The organism is Cupriavidus oxalaticus, from assembly GCF_038900635.1.
GTDB lineage: Bacteria > Pseudomonadota > Gammaproteobacteria > Burkholderiales > Burkholderiaceae > Cupriavidus > Cupriavidus oxalaticus_B.
Genome location: NZ_JAYMRX010000003.1, coordinates 333,116 through 356,832, shown reverse-complemented (window position 1 = coordinate 356,832; position 23,717 = coordinate 333,116). Strand labels below are relative to the sequence as shown.

At 66.5% G+C, this 23,717-nt stretch carries 16 protein-coding genes and 3 tRNA genes; 7 read left to right on the top strand and 12 right to left on the bottom strand.

Annotation, left to right across the window (positions count from 1 at the left end):
• Positions 1-8: 8 nt before the first annotated feature.
• From VSR71_RS08290 to mnmC, 8 genes are all read right to left on the bottom strand, one after another.
• Positions 9-1,940, bottom strand: a complete 1,932-nt coding sequence (locus VSR71_RS08290; protein WP_342913397.1) for a SurA N-terminal domain-containing protein — start codon at positions 1,938-1,940, stop codon at positions 9-11.
• Positions 1,941-2,080: 140 nt separating this feature from the next.
• Positions 2,081-2,157 (bottom strand) — tRNA-Asp (locus VSR71_RS08285).
• Between the two features lie 50 nt (positions 2,158-2,207).
• Positions 2,208-2,283 (bottom strand) — tRNA-Val (locus tag VSR71_RS08280).
• Positions 2,284-2,464: 181 nt separating this feature from the next.
• The gene (gene lon / locus VSR71_RS08275) at positions 2,465-4,876 is read right to left on the bottom strand and encodes an endopeptidase La (RefSeq protein ID WP_209761164.1); all 2,412 of its coding nucleotides are present in this window, start codon (positions 4,874-4,876) and stop codon (positions 2,465-2,467) included.
• Positions 4,877-5,131: 255 nt separating this feature from the next.
• Entirely contained in the window at positions 5,132-6,409 is a 1,278-nt protein-coding gene (gene clpX / locus VSR71_RS08270) for an ATP-dependent Clp protease ATP-binding subunit ClpX (protein WP_116321012.1), read from the bottom strand.
• 270 nt (positions 6,410-6,679) lie between these two features.
• Positions 6,680-7,330 (bottom strand): ATP-dependent Clp endopeptidase proteolytic subunit ClpP, encoded by a 651-nt coding sequence (clpP, locus tag VSR71_RS08265; RefSeq protein ID WP_029049269.1) that lies wholly within the window; start codon positions 7,328-7,330, stop codon positions 6,680-6,682.
• 126 nt (positions 7,331-7,456) lie between these two features.
• Complete coding sequence (gene tig / locus VSR71_RS08260; RefSeq protein ID WP_342913396.1) at positions 7,457-8,815, bottom strand: trigger factor; 1,359 nt, start codon at positions 8,813-8,815, stop codon at positions 7,457-7,459.
• 210 nt (positions 8,816-9,025) lie between these two features.
• On the bottom strand, positions 9,026-10,999 hold the full coding sequence (gene mnmC / locus VSR71_RS08255; RefSeq protein ID WP_342913395.1) for a bifunctional tRNA (5-methylaminomethyl-2-thiouridine)(34)-methyltransferase MnmD/FAD-dependent 5-carboxymethylaminomethyl-2-thiouridine(34) oxidoreductase MnmC: 1,974 nt from the start codon (positions 10,997-10,999) through the stop codon (positions 9,026-9,028).
• 144 nt (positions 11,000-11,143) lie between these two features.
• On the opposite strand from mnmC, the gene VSR71_RS08250 reads away from it, so the two are divergent.
• On the top strand, positions 11,144-12,001 hold the full coding sequence (locus VSR71_RS08250) for a 23S rRNA (adenine(2030)-N(6))-methyltransferase RlmJ (RefSeq protein WP_342913394.1): 858 nt from the start codon (positions 11,144-11,146) through the stop codon (positions 11,999-12,001).
• A gap of 23 nt (positions 12,002-12,024) precedes the next feature.
• Here the strand turns inward: VSR71_RS08250 and VSR71_RS08245 are convergent, their stop codons facing one another.
• Positions 12,025-12,396 (bottom strand): VanZ family protein, encoded by a 372-nt coding sequence (locus tag VSR71_RS08245; RefSeq protein WP_342913393.1) that lies wholly within the window; start codon positions 12,394-12,396, stop codon positions 12,025-12,027.
• A 259-nt stretch (positions 12,397-12,655) separates the two neighbouring features.
• On the opposite strand from VSR71_RS08245, the gene VSR71_RS08240 reads away from it, so the two are divergent.
• Both VSR71_RS08240 and VSR71_RS08235 read left to right on the top strand, forming a co-directional pair.
• A tRNA-Leu gene (locus VSR71_RS08240) sits at positions 12,656-12,742 on the top strand.
• Between the two features lie 663 nt (positions 12,743-13,405).
• Positions 13,406-13,753 (top strand): hypothetical protein, encoded by a 348-nt coding sequence (locus VSR71_RS08235; RefSeq protein WP_342913392.1) that lies wholly within the window; start codon positions 13,406-13,408, stop codon positions 13,751-13,753.
• A 153-nt stretch (positions 13,754-13,906) separates the two neighbouring features.
• Here the strand turns inward: VSR71_RS08235 and VSR71_RS08230 are convergent, their stop codons facing one another.
• On the bottom strand, positions 13,907-17,020 hold the full coding sequence (locus VSR71_RS08230; protein WP_342913391.1) for an efflux RND transporter permease subunit: 3,114 nt from the start codon (positions 17,018-17,020) through the stop codon (positions 13,907-13,909).
• 7 nt (positions 17,021-17,027) lie between these two features.
• Positions 17,028-18,254, bottom strand: a complete 1,227-nt coding sequence (locus VSR71_RS08225) for an efflux RND transporter periplasmic adaptor subunit (protein ID WP_342913390.1) — start codon at positions 18,252-18,254, stop codon at positions 17,028-17,030.
• A 287-nt stretch (positions 18,255-18,541) separates the two neighbouring features.
• Between VSR71_RS08225 and hpnD the strand changes: the two genes are divergently transcribed.
• Together hpnD and VSR71_RS08215 are read left to right on the top strand one after the other, a co-directional pair.
• The gene (hpnD, locus tag VSR71_RS08220) at positions 18,542-19,378 is read left to right on the top strand and encodes a presqualene diphosphate synthase HpnD (RefSeq protein WP_342913389.1); all 837 of its coding nucleotides are present in this window, start codon (positions 18,542-18,544) and stop codon (positions 19,376-19,378) included.
• Between the two features lie 36 nt (positions 19,379-19,414).
• Entirely contained in the window at positions 19,415-20,677 is a 1,263-nt protein-coding gene (locus VSR71_RS08215; RefSeq protein ID WP_342913388.1) for a Zn-dependent hydrolase, read from the top strand.
• 16 nt (positions 20,678-20,693) lie between these two features.
• On the opposite strand, the gene VSR71_RS08210 is transcribed toward VSR71_RS08215, so the two are convergent.
• Positions 20,694-20,921 carry a hypothetical protein gene (locus VSR71_RS08210; protein WP_342913387.1) on the bottom strand — a complete coding sequence of 76 codons (228 nt, stop codon included), beginning with the start codon at positions 20,919-20,921 and terminating at the stop codon, positions 20,694-20,696.
• A 439-nt stretch (positions 20,922-21,360) separates the two neighbouring features.
• On the opposite strand from VSR71_RS08210, the gene ompR reads away from it, so the two are divergent.
• Positions 21,361-22,083 carry a two-component system response regulator OmpR gene (gene ompR / locus VSR71_RS08205; RefSeq protein WP_010810107.1) on the top strand — a complete coding sequence of 241 codons (723 nt, stop codon included), beginning with the start codon at positions 21,361-21,363 and terminating at the stop codon, positions 22,081-22,083.
• A 24-nt stretch (positions 22,084-22,107) separates the two neighbouring features.
• Complete coding sequence (locus tag VSR71_RS08200; protein ID WP_342913386.1) at positions 22,108-23,457, top strand: ATP-binding protein; 1,350 nt, start codon at positions 22,108-22,110, stop codon at positions 23,455-23,457.
• Positions 23,458-23,717 lie beyond the last annotated feature (260 nt).

The following is a 23,717-nucleotide window of genomic DNA, read 5'->3' as shown; positions in this document are numbered from 1 at the left end:
AGCCGGCCTTACTCGGCGCCCTGCGCTTGCTTGCCCGCCGGCGTCAACAGCTTGACCTTGGAGCGCGCTTTCAGGCTTTCATAGAAGGCCTGAAGGTCGGCCTGGCCAGCGAGCTGCGACAGTTGCTGTGCTTCGGCCTGGCGTTGCGCCGGGTTGGCTTGCGCCGGCTGGCTGACCTTGGAGATGCGATAGATGGCATAGCCATCGGCGCCCAGGTCCACGCCAACCACCGCGGGCAGCTTGGTGGCATCGGCCCGCATCACTGCCTCGACCGCCTTCGGCGGCACGCCATCGGCCTTGGCGCGCGACACGGTCTGCACCGCGCCGAAGCCATCGGCACTGTCGGCCTTCTTCAGCGCCTCGACGCGCGCCTCGCCGTCCTTGCGGGCCAGTTCCGCGGCCTGCTGGGCGACATAGCCTTCGCGCACCTTGGCCTCCACTTCCTCGAACTTGCGCACGGTGGCCGGGCGATAGTCGACGATGCGGGCCGCGACCAGCGTATTCGGCGCGACCTGGACGGCTTCGGTATTGCGCTTCTTCTGGATCGACTCTTCGCTGAACAGTGCCTTCAGCACCTTGTCGTTGTTGAGCGGGTTCTGCGCGCCCAGGGCCGGGTTGGGCTGGCGGGTCACGTTGTCGGCGGTCTGGATCGTCAGCTTGAACTTGTCGGCGGCTGGCTTCAGGCTGTCAGCCTGTTCGTACACCATGTTGCCGAAGGCGTCGGCCTGCTCGGCGAACTTCTTGTCGGCCAGCTGCTTGCGCAGTTCGGCTTCCAGTTCGGTACGCACGGCTTCAAGCGGTTTGGTTTCCGACGGCTTGGTGCCGGTCAGCTTGATGATGTGGTAGCCGTAGTCGGTTTCGACCACGTCGCTGATCTGGCCATCCTTGAGCGCGTACATCGCGTCCTCGAACGGCTTGACCAGCGCGCCCCGGCCCATGAAGCCGAGGTCGCCGCCCTTCTCGGCCGAGCCCGGATCCTGCGATTGCTTCTTCGCCACGTCGGCAAAGGTCTCCGGATGCTTGCGCAGCTCTTCCAGCAACTTGGCCGCCTTGTCCTTGGCAGCCTGGCGTTCGGCGGCCGGTGCATCCTTCGGCGCGACGATCAGGATATGGCTGGCGCGGCGCTGCTCATCGGTACGGAAGCGCGCGATGTTGCTTTCGTAGTACGACCTCAGCTCTTCCGGCGTGACCGCCTGCGCGGCGGCAAGCGCTTCGCCCGACAGCACCAGGTATTCGACCTTGGCCTGCTCCGGCAGCGAGAATGCCGACTGGTGGCTGTCATAGTAAGCCTTCAGCGCGGCTGCATCGGGCTGCACCTTGGCGGTGTAGCTGGCCGGCTTGAACACCAGCGCCTGCACATCGCGCTGCTGGTCGCGCACGGCGATCAGGCGCTCCAGCAGCGACTTGGGCATGAATGCCGTGGCGGCCACCGAAGCGCCCAGTTGCTGCGTCGCCAGCTCGAAGCGCATGCGGGCATCGAACTGCTCGGGCGTCATGCCCTGCGACTGCAGCAGCTGCAGGTAGGCCTTGTCGTCGACCTTGCCGTCCGCCTTGCGCGGCAGCTGGGCGATCGCCGGCAGGTTGCTGATTTCCTCGAGCAGCTTGGCATCCGACACGGTCAGGTGCTCGCGCGCCACGGTATTGGCCATCACGCGCTGCAGGATCAGCTGGTCCAGTACCGCCTTGCGGGCTTCCGGGCCTTCGAACTGGCGCGGATCGTAGCTGTTGCCCAGGATCTGGCGCGCACGCTCGCTCTGGTCACGCACGACGTTGTCGACTTCCTGCACGCTGATGGCCCGGCCATCGACCTTGGCCGCATCGTGCGAGCTGTCCATGAAGCGCGAGTAGCTCTCCACGCCGAAGAACACGAACGACGGGAAAACAAGCACCAGCAGCAGCAAGAGCATCAGGCGCCGGTTGTTGCGTACGAAATCAAGCATGCGGATTCGGGTAGTGGATTGGCACGAAAGACAAACTCCGCGATTCTAGCAGGAGCCGGTGGTGGCGGACCTTTTGTGGCGGGCGCGAAACTCGGGCCCTGAAATGAAAAACGCCCGCAGAAGCGGGCGTCTTGTAATGCTGGCGGAGTGGACGGGACTCGAACCCGCGACCCCCGGCGTGACAGGCCGGTATTCTAACCGACTGAACTACCACTCCTTTGTCGGTTGCTTCCTGCCGCATGTTTGCCGCGATTGCGATGGGGAACGTGGTGGGTGCTGAGGGGCTCGAACCCCCGACCTACGCCTTGTAAGGGCGCCGCTCTACCAGCTGAGCTAAGCACCCGTTCGACCATCGCAGGCAGGCTGCCTGCAGGTTGCTTTCGCTTCGCACCTCGCGGCAGTTGCCGTGGTTTGCGTTGCGAGGGCGCAAGTGTAATACAGGAGATTTCGGTTTGCCAAGGCCGTGCGCATAAAAAAACGCCGCCGGGCATCGCTGCCCAGCGGCGTTCATTCACGCAGCCCGATCAGTGGTGCAGACGCTCCACCTTGGCCGTGGCCTTGTCCGCCACGTCAGCAGGCTTGGCATCTTCTTCCGCCAACGGCTCCGGCTTGCGCTCGAGCGCCAGTTCGAGCACCTTGTCGATCCAGCGCACCGGCACGATCTCGATGGCGTTCTTCACGTTGTCAGGGATCTCGGCCAGATCCTTGACGTTTTCCTCCGGGATCAGCACCAGCTTGATGCCGCCACGGTGGGCCGCCAGGAGCTTTTCCTTGAGGCCACCGATCGGCAGCACCTCGCCGCGCAGCGTGATCTCGCCGGTCATGGCGACATCCGCGCGCACCGGGATGCCGGTCAGCACCGACACCAGCGCGGTGGTCATGGCACCGCCTGCCGACGGGCCGTCCTTGGGCGTGGCGCCTTCAGGCACGTGGATGTGGATGTCGCGCTTCTCGAACATCTCATCCGTAATGCCCAGGCGGCGTGCCCGCGAACGCACCACCGAACGCGCGGCCTCGACCGACTCCTTCATCACATCGCCCAGCGAACCGGTGCGGGTGATGTTGCCCTTGCCCGGCATGATCGCGGCTTCGATGGTCAGCAGGTCGCCGCCCACCTCGGTCCAAGCCAGGCCGGTCACCTGGCCAACCTGGTTTTCCTTGCCGGCCAGGCCGAAGTCGTACTTGCGCACGCCCAGGAATTTGTCCAGGTTCTCGGAATCGACCTTGATCGTGCCAGACTCCTTCCTCAGCAGCAGCAGCTTGACCGCCTTGCGGGCAATCTTGGACACCTCGCGCTCAAGCGAACGCACACCGGCTTCGCGCGTGTAGTAGCGGATGATGTCGCGAATCGCAGCATCGGTCACCTCGATCTCGCCAGCCTTCAGACCGTTGTTCTTGATCTGCTTGGGCAGCAGGTAACGCGTGGCGATGTTGAGCTTCTCTTCCTCGGTGTAACCCGACAGGCGGATCACCTCCATACGGTCGAGCAGCGGCGGCGGGATGTTCAGCGAGTTCGACGTCGCCACGAACATCACGTCCGACAGGTCGAAGTCCACCTCGATGTAGTGATCCTGGAACGTATGGTTCTGTTCCGGGTCCAGCACCTCGAGCAGCGCCGACGACGGATCGCCGCGGAAATCCATGCCCATCTTGTCGATTTCATCGAGCAGGAAGAGCGGATTGCGCACGCCGACCTTGGACAGGCTCTGCAGGATCTTGCCCGGCATCGAGCCGATGTAGGTACGGCGGTGGCCACGGATCTCGGCCTCGTCACGCACGCCACCCAGTGCCATGCGCACGAACTTGCGGTTCGTCGCGCGCGCCACCGACTGGCCGAGCGAGGTCTTGCCCACGCCGGGAGGCCCGACCAGGCACAGGATCGGCGCCTTCACCTTGTCCACGCGCTGTTGCACCGCGAGGTACTCGAGAATGCGTTCCTTGACCTTCTCCAGGCCGTAGTGGTCTTCATCCAGCACGCGCTCGGCGTTGGCCAGGTCGTTGTTGACCTTGCTCTTCTTGCGCCACGGCAGGTTCACCAGCGTGTCGATGTAGTTGCGCACGACGGTGGCTTCGGCCGACATCGGCGACATCAGCTTGAGCTTCTTGAATTCGGCGTCGGCCTTCTTCTTGGCCTCCTTCGGCATGCGCGCGGCCTTGATGCGCTTGTCGAGTTCTTCCAGGTCGGCGCCTTCTTCGCCCTCGCCCAGTTCCTTCTGGATGGCCTTGACCTGCTCGTTCAGGTAGTACTCGCGCTGGCTCTTCTCCATCTGGCGCTTGACGCGGCCACGGATGCGCTTTTCAACCTGAAGGATGTCGATCTCGCCCTCGAGCTGCGACAGCAGGCTTTCCAGGCGCTCGGTCACATTGACCATCTCCAGGATCTTCTGCTTCTGCTCGAGCTTGATCGGCAGGTGCGCGGCAATGGTGTCGGCCAGGCGCCCTGCCTCGTCGATGCCCGACAGCGAGGTCAGGATCTCCGGCGGGATCTTCTTGTTGAGCTTCACGTACTGGTCGAACTGCGACACGATCGCGCGGCGCAGGGCCTCGGTCTCGGCGCTTTCGCCAGGTGCGGGCGGCACGGGCACGGCTTCGCACATGAAGTGCGACTCGTCCTCGCTCACCTCGCGGATATTGGCACGCTGCGTACCTTCGACCAGCACCTTCACGGTACCGTCGGGCAGCTTCAGCATTTGCAGGATATTGGCGATGCAGCCGACCTCGTACAGGTCGTCGGCGGTCGGCTCGTCCTTGGCCGCCGTCTTCTGGGCTACGAGCATGATGCTCTTGCCCGCCTCCATCGCAGTCTCAAGCGCCTTGATGGACTTCGGGCGTCCCACGAACAGCGGGATCACCATGTGCGGAAACACCACCACGTCGCGCAGCGGCAACAATGGGAGGCGAATCGGCTCGGCCGGGAGGAGTTGTGTTCCGGACATCATTTTCCCCAAGTCAGTCATTTAAGGCGTAAATTGGGCCGCCTGATTCGATTACAAGATACATGCCAATCGATTCACCAAGACAGGAAGATGCCGCTCCCTGCACTTGCAGGCCCCTCTGAAACAGCATACCCGCGTTTCCTCCTTCTCGTCGGTGGAAATAAACAAAAAAAGCCGCTCGCTTCTACGCGAACGGCTTTCTCGCCTCGCTGCCGGTGTGGTCCCAAACACTTACCACCGTTGGCAGCTCTCGCGTCAGTTGGAGCCTGCCACTTTCGGCTGCTGCTCTTCGTACATCAGCAGCGGCGGCGCGTCCCCGGTGATCGTATTTTCATCGATCACCACCTTTTGCACGCCCTTGTAATTTGGCAGGTCATACATGACGTCCATCAGCGATTGCTCGAGGATCGAACGCAGGCCACGGGCGCCGGTCTTGCGGCGGATCGCCTTGCGCGCGATCGCGGTCAGCGCACCCGGGCGGATTTCCAGCTCGACGCCTTCCATCGCCAGCAGCTTCTGGTATTGCTTGACCAGAGCGTTCTTGGGCTCGACCAGGATCTGCATCAGTGCGGCCTCGTCCAGCTTGGACAGCGTGGCGACCACCGGCAGGCGGCCGATCAGTTCGGGGATCAGGCCGAACTTGATCAGGTCTTCCGGCTCGGTCTGCGGCAGGACTTCGCTGACTTCGCGCTCTTCCTTGCTCTTGACCTGCGCGGCGAAGCCAATGCCGGTCTTGTCCGAGCGCTGCATGATGACCTTTTCCAGGCCATCGAACGCGCCGCCGCAAATAAACAGGATGTTGGTCGTGTCGACCTGCAGGAAGTCCTGGTTCGGATGCTTGCGGCCACCCTGCGGCGGCACCGAGGCCATCGTGCCCTCGATCAGCTTCAGCAGGGCTTGCTGCACGCCCTCGCCCGAAACGTCGCGCGTGATCGACGGGTTGTCGGACTTGCGCGAGATCTTGTCGATCTCATCGATGTAGACAATGCCGCGCTGCGCCTTCTCGACTTCGTAGTTGCAGTTCTGCAGCAGCTTCTGGATGATGTTTTCGACGTCCTCGCCCACGTAGCCCGCTTCGGTCAGCGTGGTCGCGTCGGCGATCACGAACGGCACGTTGAGCAGGCGCGCCAGCGTCTGTGCGAGCAGCGTCTTGCCGGAGCCGGTCGGCCCGATCAGCAGGATGTTGCTCTTGGACAGCTCGACATCGTCCTTCTTGCCGAGGTGCTTCAGGCGCTTGTAGTGGTTGTAGACCGCGACGGCCAGAATCTTCTTGGCCTGTTCCTGGCCGATCACATACTGGTCCAGGCTTTCGCGGATTTCGTGGGGCGTGGGCAGGTCCGAGCGCGCGGCCGCGGCGGCGTCTTTCTCGGTCGCGGTGGCTTCGTCACGAATGATCTCGTTGCACAGGTCGATGCATTCGTCACAGATGAACACCGAGGGGCCCGCGATCAGCTTCTTGACCTCATGCTGGCTCTTGCCACAGAAGGAGCAGTAGAGAAGCTTTTCGCTGGATGAACCTTTTTTGTCCGCCATAGGAATCAGTCACTTTTGCATTGCGCACACCGCGGGGCGAAAGGCTCCCCGGCGATACGCTTTAAACGGATCATACGCCAAAACAATTGGCCTCACCGGCGCTCTCCCCCGGCTGTGGGGCAAAAGCAAAAAACGAGGCCCAAGGCCTCGTTCCGGTGTAGCCTTCGCCATTTGGGCAATGCTGCCGCGCCACGGCGCTCCGCGCAATGCGGGTTTCCCGGCAGTCCGGCATAGCCGCCGTTGCGGGTAGCGCCGCGGCGGCCCGTGGCATCAGCCGCGGCGGGCGATGACCTTGTCCACCAGGCCGTAGTCCACTGCCTGGTCGCCGCTCATGAAGTTGTCGCGATCGGTATCGCGCGCAATCTTCTCGACCGGCTGGCCGGTCACTTCCGACAGGATGCTGTTCAGCCGCTCGCGCAGGTAAAGGATCTCGCGCGCCTGGATCTCGATATCCGAGGCCTGGCCGCGCGCGCCGCCCAGCGGCTGGTGGATCATGATGCGCGAGTTGGGCAGCGCGAAACGCTTGCCCTTGGCGCCGGCCGCAAGCAGGAAGGCGCCCATGCTCGCTGCCATGCCCATGCACAGCGTGGACACGTCCGGCTTGATGAACTGCATGGTGTCGTAGATCGCCAGCCCTGCCGAGACGGAACCGCCCGGCGAGTTGATGTAGAGCGACACGTCCTTGTCGGGGTTCTCGCTCTCCAGGAACAGCAGCTGTGCCACCACCAGGTTGGCGGTCTGGTCGTTGACCTCGCCCACCATGAACACCACACGCTCCTTCAACAGGCGCGAATAGATGTCATAGGCGCGCTCGCCCCGGCCGGACTGCTCGACGACCATCGGCACCAGCCCCAGGCCCTGGGTTTCCAGTGCCGACGCCTGCGTGGTGGCGAGACGGTCAAGCAAATCATTGCGGGTCATGCAGGTTCTCCATGGATTCGTCGGATCGCAAGGCAATCAGTCACTCGGGACACCGGCCCGCTTTCGCTTGCCTCCGCGCCGTGGCGCGGAAGAAAGAAGTAGCGGGCTCGCGGGTTATCCCCGGCCTCAGGAAGCTTGCTGCTGGTTGCCTTCGGCGGTGAGTTCCTCGAAGGACACCTTCTTGTCGGTGACCTTGGCCTTGTCGCACACGAAATTTACCACGTTGTTTTCGAGCACGTAGGCTTCCATTTCAGCCAGGCGCTGCTGGTCGCCGTAGTACCAGCGCATCACTTCCTTCGGGTCTTCGTAGCTCTTGGCGAAGTCCTCGATCTCGGCCTTGATCTGGTCGGCCTTGGCTTCCAGGCCGTTGGCCTTGACGATCTCGGCCAGGATCAGGCCCAGCTTGACGCGGCGCTCTGCCTGCTGCGCGAACATCTCGGCCGGGATCGGCATGTCCTTGGCATTGGGCATGCCACGCTGTTCCAGGTCGCGGCGGGCCATCTCGACCAGGCGCTCCTGGTCCTGTTCGATCAGGGCCTTCGGCACGTCCAGCTCGCTCGCCTTCAGCAGGGCTTCCATGACCTGGTCCTTCAGCATCGAATGCGTGCGGCGCTTGACTTCACGCTCCAGGTTCTCGCGGATGTCGGCGCGCATCTTCTCCACGCTGCCGTCGGCGATGCCCAGCGACTTGGCGAAGGCTTCGTTGACTTCAGGCAGGTGGGCCCACTCGATCTTCTTCAGCGTCACGGTGAACTCGGCGGTCTTGCCGGCCACTTCCTTGCCGTGGTAGTCCTCCGGGAAGGCCAGCGGGAAGCTCTTGCTCTCGCCAACCTTCAGGCCCAGCGTGGCCTGCTCGAACTCGGGCAGCATGCGGCCTTCGCCCAGCACGAACGGGAAGTCCTCGGCCTTGCCGCCGGCGAATTCTTCACCGTCGATCTTGCCGACGAAGTCCAGCGTCACGCGGTCGCCGTTCTGGGCCGTGACGTCGGTACCGCCGTCGCCATGCTCGCCGGCTTCGCCGCGGGAGTGGTAGTGCACGCGCTGCTTGCGCAGGATGTCGACGGTCTTGTCGACTTCGGCGTCGGTGATCTCGGTGCCGGTGCGGGTGACTTCGGCGGCCGACAGGTCGCCGATCTTCACCTCCGGGTACACCTCGAAGGTGGCATCGAACGCGACTTCGTCAGCGTCCACGCCTTCGGTCTTGATCTCGAACTTGGGCTGGCCGGCAACCTTGACGTCCTGTTCCTTGGTGATGTCGAAGAACTTGCGCGCGGCCTTGTCGAAGCGCACTTCGAACTCGACCTGCTGGCCGTATTGCTTCTCGACCATCTTCATCGGCACCTTGCCCGGACGGAAGCCCGACATCTTCACGGTCTTCGACAGGCGAACCAGGCGCTCCTGCTTTTCCTTCTCCACTTCGGCCTTGGGGATGGCCAGGGTCACCTTGCGGTCCAGCTTGCCGAGGTTCTCAATCACGTTCGACATGGTCGTAGATCCAATCCAGAAATGTAGTTGTGTTCGTTGGCGCTACCGCTTGCGCTGCGCCATATGCAGCACTGCCTGGGGCCGCCGCGGCGCGACGGCGCACGGAGGGCTCCGCGCAAACGGAAAACGAGGATTATCGCACGGTTTTGGTTCGGTTCCGGCGTTTTTACCCTGACGCAGGCTCTGAACCGCTTTCCGGCACTCTCGCCGCTACCCCGCCTGGTTGTGGCGCAGCGCGCGCAGCAGCAGGCGTGCCGGATCGATGGCATCGGCGAGGTCGGCCTCGAGCGGCAGCGGCTCGCCTTCGATCTGGCTGGCCAGCAGCTCGCCCCCCAGTGCCGCCCATGTGAGGCCGCGCGACGCATAGGCAAGGGCCGCGTACAGGCCGGGGACACGCGGCAGGTCGCGCAGGTGCGCGCCGCGCAATGCACCCGCGTGCACAATCGCCGCCGCTTCGTCGGCGACCTGCCCGATCAGCGGCAGCCGGTTGTGCGTGACCGTGCGCACGCCAACATAGCCGCTCAGCGCGGCGGGGTCGATCCCGGCCACCGCGCCGGCCTGCCGCGGCAGCAGGCCGGCCAGCCGTGCGAGGTTGGCGGCATGCACGTCGGGACGTTCGGCGAGCGGCCCTTCGTCGGGGTCGTAGCTGGAGCCGACGCGGCCCGTGCCGTCCGCGGCACGCGGCAGCAGGTAGCCGGCGCCCGTGACCACGCAGTCCGGCCAGCCGCCCAGCGCATCGACCTGCGCGGCCGGCAGCGTGGTCAGCTGGCCGCGCACGCGCCGCATGGTCCAGTGCTGCTGCGGCAGCAGTTGCTGTGCCTCGTGCGCATTGGCCAGCACCAGCACCGGCGCCGACGCCAGCGCGGCGCCGTCGGCTGCGAGCGCGCGCCACTGGTCATCGCCGCGCGCGATGCTTGCCACGCGGCAACCGAAGCGCGCGGCGACTGCATCGCCCGCACGCGCCAGCTGCGCCACGCAGACATCGGGAGGCGCAACCCAGCCGCCGGCCGGGAACCACAGCCCCCCTCGCGGCACGCCGGCCCGGTGGACGGACGCCGCCTCCTCGGCGCTCATCCAGCGCACGAACGATTCCGGCAGGCCCATGGCCGCAAGCGCGGCGCGCTGGGCCTCGCCCTCGGCTTCGTCCTCGCCGATCTGCAGCACGCCGCAGCCGTGCCAGTCGACCGGATACCCGGCGTCGCGCAGCGCCGCCCAGGCTCGCAGCGCGTACTGGTTGCCGGCGCGCGAAAGGCGCGACAGCAGGCTGTCGTCGGCCGACAAATGGGCATGCATGGCTGCCGCGCGATGCGCCGAGGTCTGCTGCGCCGGGCCGTCATGGGCATCGAACAGCGTAATGCGCCAGCCGCGCGCGGCCAGGCGCTCGGTCACGGCACACCCGGCCAGGCCGGCACCGATCACGATGGCATGCCGGTCGGGCCATTGCGCCGCCAGCGGCGGCGCATGGCGGCGCGACTTCCACAGCGGGCGGAAGCGCGCGACCGTCATGTCGCGCTTGCCCCCGAAACCTGGCGCCTTGCTGACTTCGAAACCGACTTCCTTCAGCCCGCGCCGGACAAACCCGGCGGCGGTGTAGGTGGCCAGCGTCGCGCCCGGCCGGGCCAGCCGGGCCAGCCCGCGGAACACCGGCGGCGACCACATGTCCGCATTGCGCGCCGGAGAAAAGCCATCGAGGTAGAAAGCGTCGGCGCCCACGGCCAGCCTGGGCAGCAGTTGCCCGGCGTCGCCAAGCGCAAGCGTCAGCACCACCTGCCCCCCGTCGAAGGCAAGCCGGTGCAGGCCCGGCAAGGCCTCGGGCCATTGCGCCTGCAGCGCCTGCGCGAGCGGCTCCAGCCCTTGCAGGCCGGCATGCAGCCGGGCCAGGCCCTCGCGCGTGAAGGGATGCTTCTCGATCGAGACGAAATGCAGCGTGCCGCAGCGCCGGGGATCGGCGCGCCACGCCTGCCAGGTCGCCAGGAAATTCAACCCCTGGCCGAAGCCGGTCTCGACGATGACGAACTGGCGCCGGGCGGCCCACGCCAAAGGCAGGCCGTTGCCGCCAAGGAAGACATGGGCGGCCTGCGCCAGCCCGCCTTCGGTGCTGTGGTAGACGTCGTCGTAGCGAGGGGAATACGGGGTGCCTTCGGCAGACAGGATGGGCTCGGCGGGCTCGAGTGCGCGCGGCATGGGATACGGATACTTTGGGCCCGGGCGGAGGTGCCGGACATGGGGAGGGGGCGACTCGCCGCGGATGGTAGCATAGCGGCCTTCCCCGCAGTGGCCACGCCGCCCTGCTCCCGATCTTGCGCCCCAGCGGCGCCCCGCTTCGCCATGCTCAGCTATCGTCACGCCTTCCATGCCGGCAACCATGCCGATGTCCTCAAACATGCCGTCGTCGTGCAGTTGCTCGAGCATCTCACGCAGAAGGACAAGGCGTTCTGGTACATCGACACCCACGCCGGCGCCGGTCTTTATGCGCTCGAGCACGAGTGGGCGCAGAAGAAGGCCGAGTTCGAGACCGGCATTGCACCCCTGTGGCAGGCCGCCGCCAGCGGCACCGACCTGCCACCGCTGCTGGACGAGTACCTGGACCAGGTCCGCGCACTGAACCAGGATGGCAACCTGCGCCACTATCCCGGTTCGCCATGGCTGGCCTGGCAGATGCTGCGCGAGCAGGACCGGCTGCGCCTGTTCGAGCTGCACAGCACCGAAATCCAGGTGCTGCGCGACAACTTCCGCGGCGCCGGCCGCCGCGTGATGCTGTACGACGGCGACGGCTTCGGCGGCATCAAGGCGATCCTGCCGCCGCCGCCGCGGCGCGCGCTGGTGCTGGTGGACCCGTCCTACGAAGACAAGCAGGACTACGCCCGCACCGTGCAGACCGTGCGCGACGGCCTGGAGCGCTTCGCCACGGGCGTCTACGCGGTCTGGTACCCGCAGGTGCAGCGGCGCGAATCGCTGCAGCTGCCGGTGCAACTGAAGGCCCTGCCACTGAAGAGCTGGCTGCACGTGACGCTGACCGTCAGGAACCCGGTCGAAGGCGGCCTGGGCTTGCACGGCAGCGGCATGTTCATCGTCAACCCGCCGTGGCGGCTGAAGGAGATGCTGCAGCAGGCGATGCCGCTGCTGGTCGACCTGCTCGGCCAGGACGATGGCGCGAAGTTCACGCTGGAAGCCGAAGAGCGGTAGCGCGACAGGCGCCGCCGCGCGAGCTAGCGCGGCAAGCGCCGGCCGCGGCCGCGCCGCAGCCGGTCCAGCGCCAGGCCAGCCAGCACCCCGCAGGTGTCCGCCACCAGATCGAGCCAGTCGGCCTCGCGGTAGCCGGTCATGCCCTGCAGCAGCTCGATGACGCCGCCATAAACGACCAGCGCCAGCAGCAAGGCCAGCCAGTGGCCGGCAAACGCGCGCCGCCCCAGCAGCGCCAGCACACCGAAGGCCAGCAGGTGATTGCTCTTGTCCCAGCCGGTTGTCGGCAACTGCTGGGACGGCGGCATCAGCGACAGGGCCAGCACGGCGGCGGCGCAAGCCCAGAACAGCAGGCGCCATGGCGGCGCCTTGAGGAAGGAAATCTGACCAGGGGGCATCGGACGGGGAGCGCGCCGCCCATGCGGCACGCGTTGGAAATGCCGACAATATATATCGCTGGCCGGCAGGGCTGGATTCCCCCCGCGCCTTGCGCTACAATCCGCAGCCTCGTTGCGCTGCAGGCGCACAACCTGCCACGGCAGGCGCCGGCAGAGCGGACCGATGAAGGGCGGGCAGTTCCAGCCGCCTTTTTTGCTTTCGTGTCTAGCGCAGGCAACGAGCATCGCGGCCGCCCGTCCGGGCTGCGCCGCAAGGACCGCGAGGGTGGCGAAATTGGTAGACGCACCAGGTTTAGGTCCTGACGCCAGCAATGGTGTAGGGGTTCGAGTCCCCTCCCTCGCACCATCCGCCCTTCCTGTGGCGGCGCCAACACATCCACCGACGCTGACAATGCCGCAGCTGGCCGCGCCGACCGGCATGACCAGAAGTCCTGCTCAGCGGACAATCCAAGCGCTTGAGGCGCCCGGCCACGTCGACAAGCATCCGCGGACACACCGCTTCCGCCTGACGCCGCGAATGATGGAAACCCATCCCGATTTATTGCAGCGGTTCCGGCCGCGCCGGCCTTAGTACGCTGCCCGACGCGAAGGTTGGAACAATCCGAGCGCGTTGCCCGTACGCCGGTGACGCTGACTGACGTGTCGGCGATCGTGGCCCGCGTCGCGGAATGCCGCCGGGTCTGCAATGAGGAGGAACTTTTCCTCGGCGACATGGGTCGTCGCGCTTATCGTCACCAGCGAGGCCACGCGGTCTTGCTGCCCGCAAGCCGCTGAACCATGGCCGATGCGAGGAAAATACTGGCGCCCCGGTGCCGGAATGCGCGTTGGCGATCCCCAGTTCCATCGCGCACTGATCGCTGGCGCCGCCGCACCTCGCGGGAGGTGGTAGAACACCTGAGTGCCAACGGCTTTCGCAGCTCCTCGCTGCCATCTATGCTGAAGATGTTGGAGCGGTGTTGCGCACTTCGCCAGCCACTTCAGTCTTCACCTCAGCCCTATCGGAGGGCATATGAAAGTTTCCGCCTTACTGTTGGCCGCGTCGATGGCCGCTGGCTGGTCATCCCTCGCCCAGGCTGCCGGATGCCAGTACGACATGCAGTGCAAAGGGGAGCGGATCTGCCAGCAAGGGCAGTGCGTATTCCCTGATGCCGAAGAAACGGCCGAAGCCGGCGGGCCAGCCCCGGCGCCGACCCTCAAGCGCACGCCGATGCCGCCACCGCCGCGCGGCTGCTGCACGGTGGCGGGCAAGCTCAAGCTGTCGCCGGCTTCGGCCTCCGACACCAGCCTGGTCAACGGCGACGCTTGCCAGGGCCTGACCAATTCAGGCAAGCCGGTTCCCGGCACGATCTGCAACTAAGACCAGGCGCGCCGGCCTGGCGGCCAGCGCCTGCGATTGCCGCGCGCTCGCCGCGCGGCATTTTCGCTGCCGGGATCGGCCGGCAGCGACCAAAGCCCGGTTGCTCAGGCAAGATCGCCGCAACGCGGGCCTCAGGCCGCGGCGCCGCGGCCCTCAACCTGCCAGCGCCCCCACCCCTGCCTCGGGCCGCCTGATGCGGAACCACGCCGCGTACAGCGCCGGCAGGAACAGCAGCGTCAGCACGGTGGCGATGATCAGCCCGCCCATGATTGCCACCGCCATCGGCCCCCAGAACATCGAGCGCGACAGCGGGATCATCGCCAGCACCGCCGCCGCCGCGGTCAGGATGATCGGGCGGAAGCGGCGCACCGCGGCTTCGACGATGGCGGTCCAGGGCGGCACGCCCGCGCTGATGTCCTGCTCGATCTGGTCGACCAGGATCACCGAGTTGCGGATGATCATGCCCAGCAGCGCTGTGATCCCCAGCTGCGCCACGAACCCCATCGGCGCGCGCAGCAGCAACAGCGTCGCGGCGGCGCCGATCAGGCCCAACGGGCCGGTCAGGAACACCATCAGCGCGCGCGAAAAGCTGTGCAGCTGCAGCATCAGCAGCGTGAAGATCAGGAAGATGCACAGCGGCAGCTGCGCGGCGATCGACGCGCCGGCCTTGCCGCTTTCTTCTTCCGCGCCGGCCACGGTGATGCGGTAGCCCGCCGGCAGGTGCGCCCGCAGCCGGTCCAGCTGCGGGTTGATCTGCGCGGTCACGGTCGGGCCCTGGATGCCATCGACCACGTCCGCCTGCACGGTCACGCCGAAGTCGCGGTTCTCGCGCCAGACCACGCCGGGCTCGGACTTCAGCGCCACGCGGGCTACCTGGGTCAGCGGCACGGTGCGGCCGGTATTGGTCGGCACCAGCACGTTGTTCAGGTCAGAAATGGCATCGCGCTCGTTGCGCGGCGTTCGCATCAGGATCTCGATCAGCTTGTCGCCGTCGCGGTACTGGCCTACCTGCACGCCGGTCAGCACGGTCTGCGTCACGCGCGCGATCGCGCTGGTGGTGACGCCCAGCGCGCGCGCCTTGTCCTGGTCGATCTCCAGGCGCAGCATCTTGACGTTCTCGTTCCAGTTGTCATTGACGCCGACCGTGTTCGGGTTCGCGCGCATCAAGGCCTTGACCTGGTCGGCCACCTGGCGCACAGCGCCCGCCTCCGGGCCGATCACGCGGAACTGCACCGGATACGCTACCGGCGGCCCGTTCGGCAGCAGCTTGACGCGGCCGCGCAGGTACGGGAATTCGGTGTCGAGCAGCTTGATGATGCGACGGCGCAGCGCATCGCGCACCTCGGTGCTGACCGGCATCACGATTACCTGCGCCACGTTGCTCTGCGAAAAGATCTGGTCCAGCGGCAGGTAGAAGCGCGGCGCGCCGGTGCCGACGAAGGTGGTCAGGCTTTCCACCTGCTTGTCCTTGCCCACCAGCCGCTCGAAGCGCCTGGCTTCGGCTTCCATCTGCACAAAGCTGGTGCCTTCCGGCATCCACAGCTCCACCATCAGCTCGGGCCGGCTGGAGTCGGGAAAGAACTGCTTCTCGACGAACTTGAACGCGTAGATGCCCAGCACGAACGTCACCAGCGTGATGGCGATCACGGTCTTGCGCCACGTCACGCACCAGTCCACCAGCCGGCGGAAGCGCGCGTAGAACGGCGTATCGAACACCTCATGATGCTCGCCCGCGCCCGCGCCGCGCGTCTTGAGCAGCAGGTAGCCGAGGTAAGGCGTGAAATACACCGCCGCCAGCCACGACAGCACCAGCGCCAGCGCGGTCACGGCAAAGATGGCGAAGGTGTACTCGCCCACGGTCGAGCGCGCCAGCCCCACCGGCAGGAAGCCCGCCGCCGTGATCAGCGTGCCGGTCAGCATCGGCATCGCCGTCGAGGTGTAGGCAAAGGTGGCCGCCTCCATCTTGGAGAAGCCCTCTTCCAGCTTGCGCACCATCATCTCGACCGCGATGATGGCGTCATCGACCAGCAGGCCCAGCGCCACGATCAGCGCGCCCAGCGAGATCTTGTGCAGGCCGATGCCGAAGACGTGCATGAACAGGAAGGTCACCGCCAGCACCAGCGGAATCGTCAGTGCCACCACCAGCCCGGGCCGCGCGTCAAGCCGCAGCGGCCGCGTATGCAAGCCCAGCGCGACGAAGCTGACCGCCAGCACGATCACCACGGCTTCGATCAGCACGCGCACGAACTCGCCCACCGATTGCTTGACCGCCTTGGGCTGGTCCTGCACCTGGTCCATCTCGATGCCGACCGGCAACTGGCCGCGCAGCTTCTCGAAGGCCGCGCGCAGGTCCTTGCCGAGCTGGATGATGTCGCCGCCCTTCTGCATCGAAATGCCCAGCCCGATCACATCCTTGCCGTTGAAGCGCATCCGCGTCTGGGTCGGGTCGACATAGCCGCGGTACACCTGCGCGATGTCGCCGAGACGGATATTGGCGATGCCGTTGGGCCCACGCAGCACCAGGTTCTCCAGGTCTCCGACGCTGGCGAACTGGCCGGACAGGCGCACCTGCAGGTTGTCGCTCGGCGTGACCAGCACGCCGCTGCCGGTCAGGTTGTTCTGCTGCGAGATCTGGTCGGCGATGGCATTGATGTCCAGCCCGAGCTGGGCGAAGCGCGCCTGGTTGAACTCGATATAGACCTTCTCGTCCTGCAGCCCGATCAGCGAAACCTTGGCCACCGACGGCACGCGCAGCAGCTCCTGCCGCACCAGGTCGGCATACTCGCGCAGCTCCTTGTAGCTGAAACCGTCGGCGGAAAGCGCATAGATGGTGCCGTAGACGTCGCCGAACTCATCGTTGAAGAACGGCCCGCGCACACCCGCGGGCAGCGTGTGCTGGATATCGCCGATCTTCTTGCGCACGGTGTACCAGATCTGCCCGGTTTCCTTCGCGGGCGAGGTGTCCTTGAGCTGGAAGATCACCGTGGTCTCGCCGGGCTTGGAGAAGCTGCGGATCTTGTCGGCGTAGGGCACTTCCTGCAGCTGGCGTTCGATCTTGTCGGTCACCTGCACCGCGATCTGCTCGGCGGTGGCGCCCGGCCAGAACGCCTGCACCACCATCACGCGGAAGGTAAAGGGCGGATCCTCGTCCTGGCCCAGCTGGAAAAACGCCAGCAGGCCGCCCAGCAGCAGCACCACCAGCAGGTAGCGGGTCAGCGGCTGGTGCTCGAGCGCCCAGCGCGACAGGTTGAAGCGGGAATGATCCATGCCGACCTCAGCCCTGCCCAGGCGCTGTGGCAGGGGCTGCGGCAGGTGCCGCGCTTGGCGCGGAAGCAGGCGCCACGGTCTGCAGCGGCCGCACCTTCTGCCCCGGGCGCAGCAGGTGTACGCCCGCGGTGACGATGCTCTGGCCCGGCGCCAGCCCCTGGCGCACTTCCACCTCGTTGCCAACGGCGTCGCCCAGCGTCACCGTGACCGGCTTGACCGTGCCGGCGGCGGCGTCATAGATCCACACCTGGTTGCGCCCCGCTTCCTGCAGCAGCGCGGTCAGCGGCACGCCGATCGCGGGGGTAGCCCCGGTCCGCACGAACGTCACCACGGCGGTCATGCCGAGCTTGAGGTCGGCGGGCGGATTGGGAATGGTGACGCGGGTGGCATAGGTGCGCGTGACCGGGTCGGCAGCAGCGGCAATCTCCCGCACACGGCCGGGCAGCGCACGCTTCGGCTCGGCCCAGGTGTGGATGCTGACATCGGTAATGCCGCGCAGCAGGTCGACCTGGTCTTCCGGCAGGCCGATCGCCACCTCCTTTTCCGCGGTCTGGGCCACGCGCACCACCGGCTGGCCCGGCGTGACGACCTGGCCCACCTCGGCGTCGATGGCCGTGACCACACCGTCGGCATCGGCATGGAGCACGGCGTAGGCGGTCTGGTTGGCCTGGCTGCGCAGGCCGGCCTGGGCCTGGCGCAGGCGCGAGTCGGCGGCCTCGAAACTGGCCTGGCGACGGTGCTGTTCGGCGGCGCTGATAAAGCCCTTGGCGAACAGGTCGTTGTAGCGCTTCAGGTCGGACGCGGCGAGGTCGCGGTCGGTCTTCGCCGCCTCGAACTGGGCGCGCGAGCCTGCTTCGGCCAGCGAAAGGTCGGTCGGATCGAGCCGGGCCAGCGGCTGGCCTTTGGTGACGACGGCACCGACGTCCACCAGGCGGGCGGCGATCTTGCCACCCACGCGGAACCCCAGCCTCGATTCGACGCGCGGACGCACGTCGCCGGAAAACTCGAAGGCGGTCTTGCCGCTGTGCTGGCTGAGCTGCATCAGGCGCACCGGACGGATTTCCGGAGCCGGCTCGACCTTTTTGCCGCAGCCCGCGACCGCAACGGCGGCGAGGGTCACCAGCGCGGCAGCCGCGCAGCGCCCCAAACGCCCAGAACGCGCGCGGCGTAACGATTTTGTGTCAAAAAGAGTCGCTGCGGCCGCAACTTCCGGCACTGGGCAAAGCACTGGCATCGGTAAGCTAGGAGTCGGATGGAACAGCTGGCAAGGCAGGCCGTTGGCCGCGGAGGCCAGTGCGGGGTAATAAATAACTGGCCGGTCAGTAATATAGCGATCCCCACGGGGGTGCGTCAAACGACAGGCGACCAAACGTCTGGAATGCCTCCTCAGGTGCCGTTCCTGGCGGATGAGCCGCGGTCAGATGCCTGCCGCCCGGCAATCCGGCGGCGCCCGGCTGTCCGGGTCTGCGATGCTACAATCGGCGCCCCGCGCTCCCCCACCATCTTCAGACCGAGACCGGCGTGACGCCCGATCAGTATTGCCAAGAGAAAGTCGCCCAGAGCGGCTCCAGCTTCTATTACAGCTTCCTGTTCCTGCCTGCCGAACGCCGGCGCGCCATCACCGCGCTGTATGCCTGGTGCCGCGAAGTCGACGACGTGGTCGACGATACGCATGATACTGGCCTGGCGCACCAGCAACTGGGCTGGTGGCGCGCGGAACTGCGGCGGCTGTTCGACGGCGCGCCCACGCACCCGACCACCCAGGCGCTGCAGCCGCATGTTGCCGGCGCCGGCCTGCCGCAGGGCGAAATGGCCGAAGTGCTCGACGGCATGGAGATGGACCTGACGCAGACGCGCTACCTGGATGAAGCCGGACTGAACCGCTACTGCCATTGCGTCGCCGGCGTGGTCGGCACGCTCAGCGCGCGCCTGTTCGGCTATACCGACCCGAAGACGCTGGAATTTGCCGAGAAACTCGGGCTGTCGCTGCAACTGGTCAATATCCTGCGCGACGTAGGCGAGGATGCGCGGCGCGGCCGCATCTACCTGCCCGTCAGTACGCTGCAGCAGTTCCAGGTGCCGGCTTCCGAAATCCTCAAGGGCCAGCATTCCGAGCGCTTTGTCGCACTGATGCAATACCATGCCGAACGCGCCCGCAGGCTGTACCGCGAGGCGCTGGCGGCCCTGCCCCGCCAGGACCGCCGCGCCCAGCGCGCCGGCCTGCTGATGGGGGCGATCTACCATGCGCTGCTCGATGAGCTGGAAGCCAGCCAGTTCCAGGTCCTCAGCCAGCGCATCGGCCTGACGCCGCTGCGCAAGCTGTGGATCGCCTGGAAGACCTGGATCCGCAATAGCTGACACATAGCAAGCACCCAACGAGCCACGACACCCGCCATGACCCAGACCACTGCTTCCCTCGGCCAGGCCATCCTCGACCACGCCGCCCAGCTCGCCCGCTTCTCGGACATGGAAGGCGGCCTGACCTGCGCCTACCTGACGCCGGCGCACCGCGCCGCGCAGGACCGGCTGGCCCAATGGATGGAAGCCGCGGGCATGCAGGTGCGCACCGACGCCATCGGCAACGTCATCGGCCGCTATGCCGCCGACCCCGCCGTCACCGATGCGCGCGTGCTGATGACCGGCTCCCACTTCGATACGGTGCGCAATGGCGGCCGCTACGACGGGCGTCTCGGCATCCTGCTGCCGATCGCCGTGGTGGATGCGCTGAACCGGGCCGGGATCCGGCTGCCGTACCACTTCGAGGTGGTGGGGTTCGCCGAGGAGGAAGGGCTGCGCTTCAAGACCAGCTTCCTGGCCAGCAGCGTGCTGGCGGGCCGCTTCGATCCCGCGCTGCTCGCCCGCACCGACGCGGACGGCGTCACGCTGGCCGAGGCCCTTGCCGCCTCCGGCCTGCCCGGCGCGGGCGACCTGGACGCGCTGCGCGCGGCGGCACTGGACCCGGCGACGCTGCTGGGATTTGTCGAAGTGCATATCGAACAGGGTCCCGTGCTGCTGCACCACGACCTGCCGCTTGGCGTGGTCACGCAGATTGCCGGAAGCAGCCGCTTCCAGGTGCGGGTGGAAGGCCAGGCCAGCCACGCCGGAACGACGCCGATGGGCATGCGCAAGGACGCCGCCGCGGGCGCGGCCGAAATGATCCTGCTGGTGGAACAGCGCTGCGCCGCCGCGCCCACGCTGGTCGGCACCGTCGGCCAGCTGCAGGTCCCGGACGGGTCGAGCAACGTGATCCCGGCGGCCTGCACCTTCTCGATGGACATCCGCGCCGGCGCCGACGACATCCGCGAGGCGGCCATCGCCGACATCGTTGCCGGCATCCAGCGGATCGCCGCACGGCGCGGGCTGTCGGCGCAGGTCGAGCGCGTGCCGCCGGTCAACAACGCGCCTTGCGCCCGCTGGCTGATGGACCAGTTCGGCGCGGTATTGAAGAAGCGGGGGATGGAGGCGTTCGAGCTGCCTTCCGGCGCCGGCCACGACGCCATGATGATGCACCGCATCACCGACGTGGCGATGCTGTTCGTGCGCTGCGGCAATGGCGGCATCAGCCATAACCCGCTGGAAACCATTACCGCCGAGGATGCGCAGCTGGCGGCCGAAGTCTTCGTCGACTTCCTGCGCCATTTCCAGCCGCGCGGCTGACAGCGGACGGCAGCGCTCAGCTGCCGTCGTACATCTCCCGCCCGAAATCGTAGAGGCTCTTGCGCAAGCGGCGCCGCTCGTCCGGCGACAGCCGCGAACCGCCGCGATCGCGTTCGTCCGCGCGGCGGCGATCGGTCTCGCGCTGCTCGGCGCGATGGCGCTCGGCACGGGCACGCGCCTCGCGCTGGCCGTTACCCGGATCGCTCGCCTGCGTCGACGGGTGGCGCTTGAGCAGGTTGGCCATGCCGGCCGACTGGGCCCGCGCCGGCCCGGCCGGACCAAGCAGCCATGCGGCAGCCGCAAGCGCAATGCATGCGCCGGCGATACCATGCTGGGGAGGCCCGTGCCGGGTTCGGTTCACTTTCATTGATAATGGCGGTCTTGGCTTCGGAAAACGCGGTCCTTGGAAACCGTCTGAAGCCGGGAAATTTGTTACCCCGTCCGATCCCCCGTCTGGCGCCGCTGTCCTCTGCAAGCATCGAGCCAGGGCCCGCGAGCCTGGGCTGACGATGCCGTGGATGCTGCGGTGAAAATGCGCGGAAAATCGGCGCGCAAGGGGCGCAAAAAGACGGGATGGCGCAGTGTAATCGCACGATTGATGCACGCTGCCATACCACGGGGTAAAGTATGTAACGTTTTGTTAAGCCATTTTGAGCGAAAGCGATAGTCGCTAAGATACCGCCATGGAAAATACCAGCCACAAGATTCTTGTCGTCGACGATGACCCGCGTCTGCGCGATCTGCTGCGCCGATATCTGGGCGAACAGGGTTTCACCGTGCTGGTGGCGGAAAACGCCACCGCGATGAACAAGCTCTGGCTGCGCGAGCGTTTCGACCTGCTGGTGCTGGACCTGATGATGCCGGGCGAAGACGGCCTGTCGATCTGCCGCCGGCTGCGCGGTGCCAACGACCAGACCCCGATCATCATGCTCACCGCCAAGGGCGAGGACGTGGACCGCATCGTCGGCCTGGAAATGGGCGCCGACGATTACCTGCCCAAGCCGTTCAATCCGCGCGAGCTGATCGCGCGCATCCACGCGGTGCTGCGCCGCAAGGGCCCGGCCGAAGTGCCTGGCGCCCCGTCGGAAACCCCCGAGACCTTCGCCTTCGGCGACTTCGTGCTCAACCTGGCCACGCGCACGCTGACCAAGAACGACGAGGAAATCACGCTGACCACCGGCGAGTTCTCGGTCCTCAAGGTATTCGCCCGCCATCCGCGCCAGCCGCTGTCGCGCGAGAAGCTGATGGAAATGGCGCGCGGCCGCGAATATGAAGTGTTCGATCGCAGCCTGGACGTGCAGATCTCGCGCCTGCGCAAGCTGATCGAGCCGGACCCGAGCAACCCGCGTTTTATCCAGACGGTCTGGGGCCTGGGCTACGTCTTCATTCCCGATGGCGTGAAATAACCGATAACGGCCGCTGTTCCTATCGTGGCGACCGTTATCGGCAGAACCGCGACGCGGTTCTTTGGTTCGCTGTTCTGGCGAACCTTCATGCTTATCGCCCTGCTGCTGGCGATCTCGCTGGGCATCTGGTTCCAGAGCTACCGGCTGTTCGAACGCGCCCCGCGCGCGCAGCAGATCGCCATGCAGGTGGTCAGCGTGGTCAAGCTCACGCGCGCCGCGCTGCTCTACTCCGACCCCGCGCGGCGGCGCTTCCTGCTGCTCGACCTGGTGCAGAACGAAGGCATCAAGGTCTATCCGCGCGAAAAGGACGACGATTTCGCCGCGCCCACCGCCAATCCCTTCCTGACCTCGCTGGTCCAGCAGGAAATCCGCAGCCGCCTGGGCGAGGACACCGTGCTGGCCACCACCGTCAACGACATTCCCGGCGTGTGGGTCAGCTTCGAGATCGAGGGCGACGACTACTGGGTAGCGATCAGCCCCGAGCGCTTCGAGCGCGTGCCCGGCATCCAATGGCTGTGGTGGAGTATTGCCGCGCTGCTGCTGTCGATCATCGGCGCGGCTTTTATCACCGCGCGCGTCAACTATCCGCTCAAGCGCCTGGCCAATGCCGCGCGCGCGATCGGTGCCGGCGGCGACCCGCCGGCGCTGCCCGAGCGCGGCGCCAGCGAAGTGGCGCTGGCCAACCACAGCTTCAACCAGATGGTGCAAGACCTGCGCCAGCTCGACGACGACCGCGTGGTGATGCTGGCCGGCATCTCGCACGACCTGCGCACGCCGCTGACGCGGCTGCGGCTGGAGACCGAGATGTCGCCGATGGACACGCCCACGCGCGACGCCATGATCGCCGACATCGAGCAGATGGACGCGATCATCGGCCAGTTCCTCAACTACGCGCGGCCACCGCTGGAAACCGTCGAACCGGTCGACCTGTCGGCGCTGGTGCACGATGCCGTGGGCGTCTATGCCGCGCACGACGACGTGCGCGTGCATGTGCGCGCCAACGAGCCGGTGATGGCCGTGGCCAACCGCATGGAAGTCCAGCGCATTCTCGACAATCTGGTCGAGAACGCGCGCCGCTATGCCAAGGACGAGCAGAGCGGCATGGCGGTGGTCGAGATCTCCACCCGCGTCGACGACAAGGAAGCGGTGCTGACCGTGGCCGACCGCGGCAATGGCGTGCCCGAAGGCCAGCTGTCGCTGCTGACGCGGCCGTTCTACCGGCTCGACAGCGCGCGCAGCGAGGCCAAGGGCGCGGGCCTGGGCATGTCCATCGTGAACCGCATCATGCAGCGCAACGGCGGGCGGCTGCTGCTGACCAACCGCGCCGCGCCGGATTCGGGCCTGGTGGTCAGCGCCTGCTTCCGCCGTGCATGAACGACGCCGCCCGGCAGCCATGCCGGCGCGTTGACAGGGGAACCTCCGCGCGCCGCAGCGACGCCGTGCTGCAGCCAGCTTGAATCCCGGCGGATCGTCACCAACTTGCCATTTGCGTGCCTGCCTTGCATGGCATACTTGCCGCTCCGCATCGCCTGCCGGGCGATGCCGGCGGCACTGAACCGCCACATGCCGTGCCTATCGGGCTCTTTGAGAATATCAATTAGCCCCATGCAGGATGTTCACGCATAATCACGTTT

Coding starts and splice junctions, on each gene's coding strand:
- VSR71_RS08250 (WP_342913394.1), top strand. CDS start 11,144: ATGCTCAGCTATCGTCACGCCTTCCATGCCGGCAACCATGCCGATGTC.
- VSR71_RS08245 (WP_342913393.1), bottom strand. CDS start 12,396: ATGCCCCCTGGTCAGATTTCCTTCCTCAAGGCGCCGCCATGGCGCCTG.
- VSR71_RS08215 (WP_342913388.1), top strand. CDS start 19,415: ATGACCCAGACCACTGCTTCCCTCGGCCAGGCCATCCTCGACCACGCC.
- VSR71_RS08235 (WP_342913392.1), top strand. CDS start 13,406: ATGAAAGTTTCCGCCTTACTGTTGGCCGCGTCGATGGCCGCTGGCTGG.
- clpX (WP_116321012.1), bottom strand. CDS start 6,409: ATGGCGGACAAAAAAGGTTCATCCAGCGAAAAGCTTCTCTACTGCTCC.
- VSR71_RS08225 (WP_342913390.1), bottom strand. CDS start 18,254: ATGCCAGTGCTTTGCCCAGTGCCGGAAGTTGCGGCCGCAGCGACTCTT.
- VSR71_RS08230 (WP_342913391.1), bottom strand. CDS start 17,020: ATGGATCATTCCCGCTTCAACCTGTCGCGCTGGGCGCTCGAGCACCAG.
- VSR71_RS08210 (WP_342913387.1), bottom strand. CDS start 20,921: ATGGCCAACCTGCTCAAGCGCCACCCGTCGACGCAGGCGAGCGATCCG.
- VSR71_RS08290 (WP_342913397.1), bottom strand. CDS start 1,940: ATGCTTGATTTCGTACGCAACAACCGGCGCCTGATGCTCTTGCTGCTG.
- mnmC (WP_342913395.1), bottom strand. CDS start 10,999: ATGCCGCGCGCACTCGAGCCCGCCGAGCCCATCCTGTCTGCCGAAGGC.
- clpP (WP_029049269.1), bottom strand. CDS start 7,330: ATGACCCGCAATGATTTGCTTGACCGTCTCGCCACCACGCAGGCGTCG.
- lon (WP_209761164.1), bottom strand. CDS start 4,876: ATGTCCGGAACACAACTCCTCCCGGCCGAGCCGATTCGCCTCCCATTG.
- ompR (WP_010810107.1), top strand. CDS start 21,361: ATGGAAAATACCAGCCACAAGATTCTTGTCGTCGACGATGACCCGCGT.
- tig (WP_342913396.1), bottom strand. CDS start 8,815: ATGTCGAACGTGATTGAGAACCTCGGCAAGCTGGACCGCAAGGTGACC.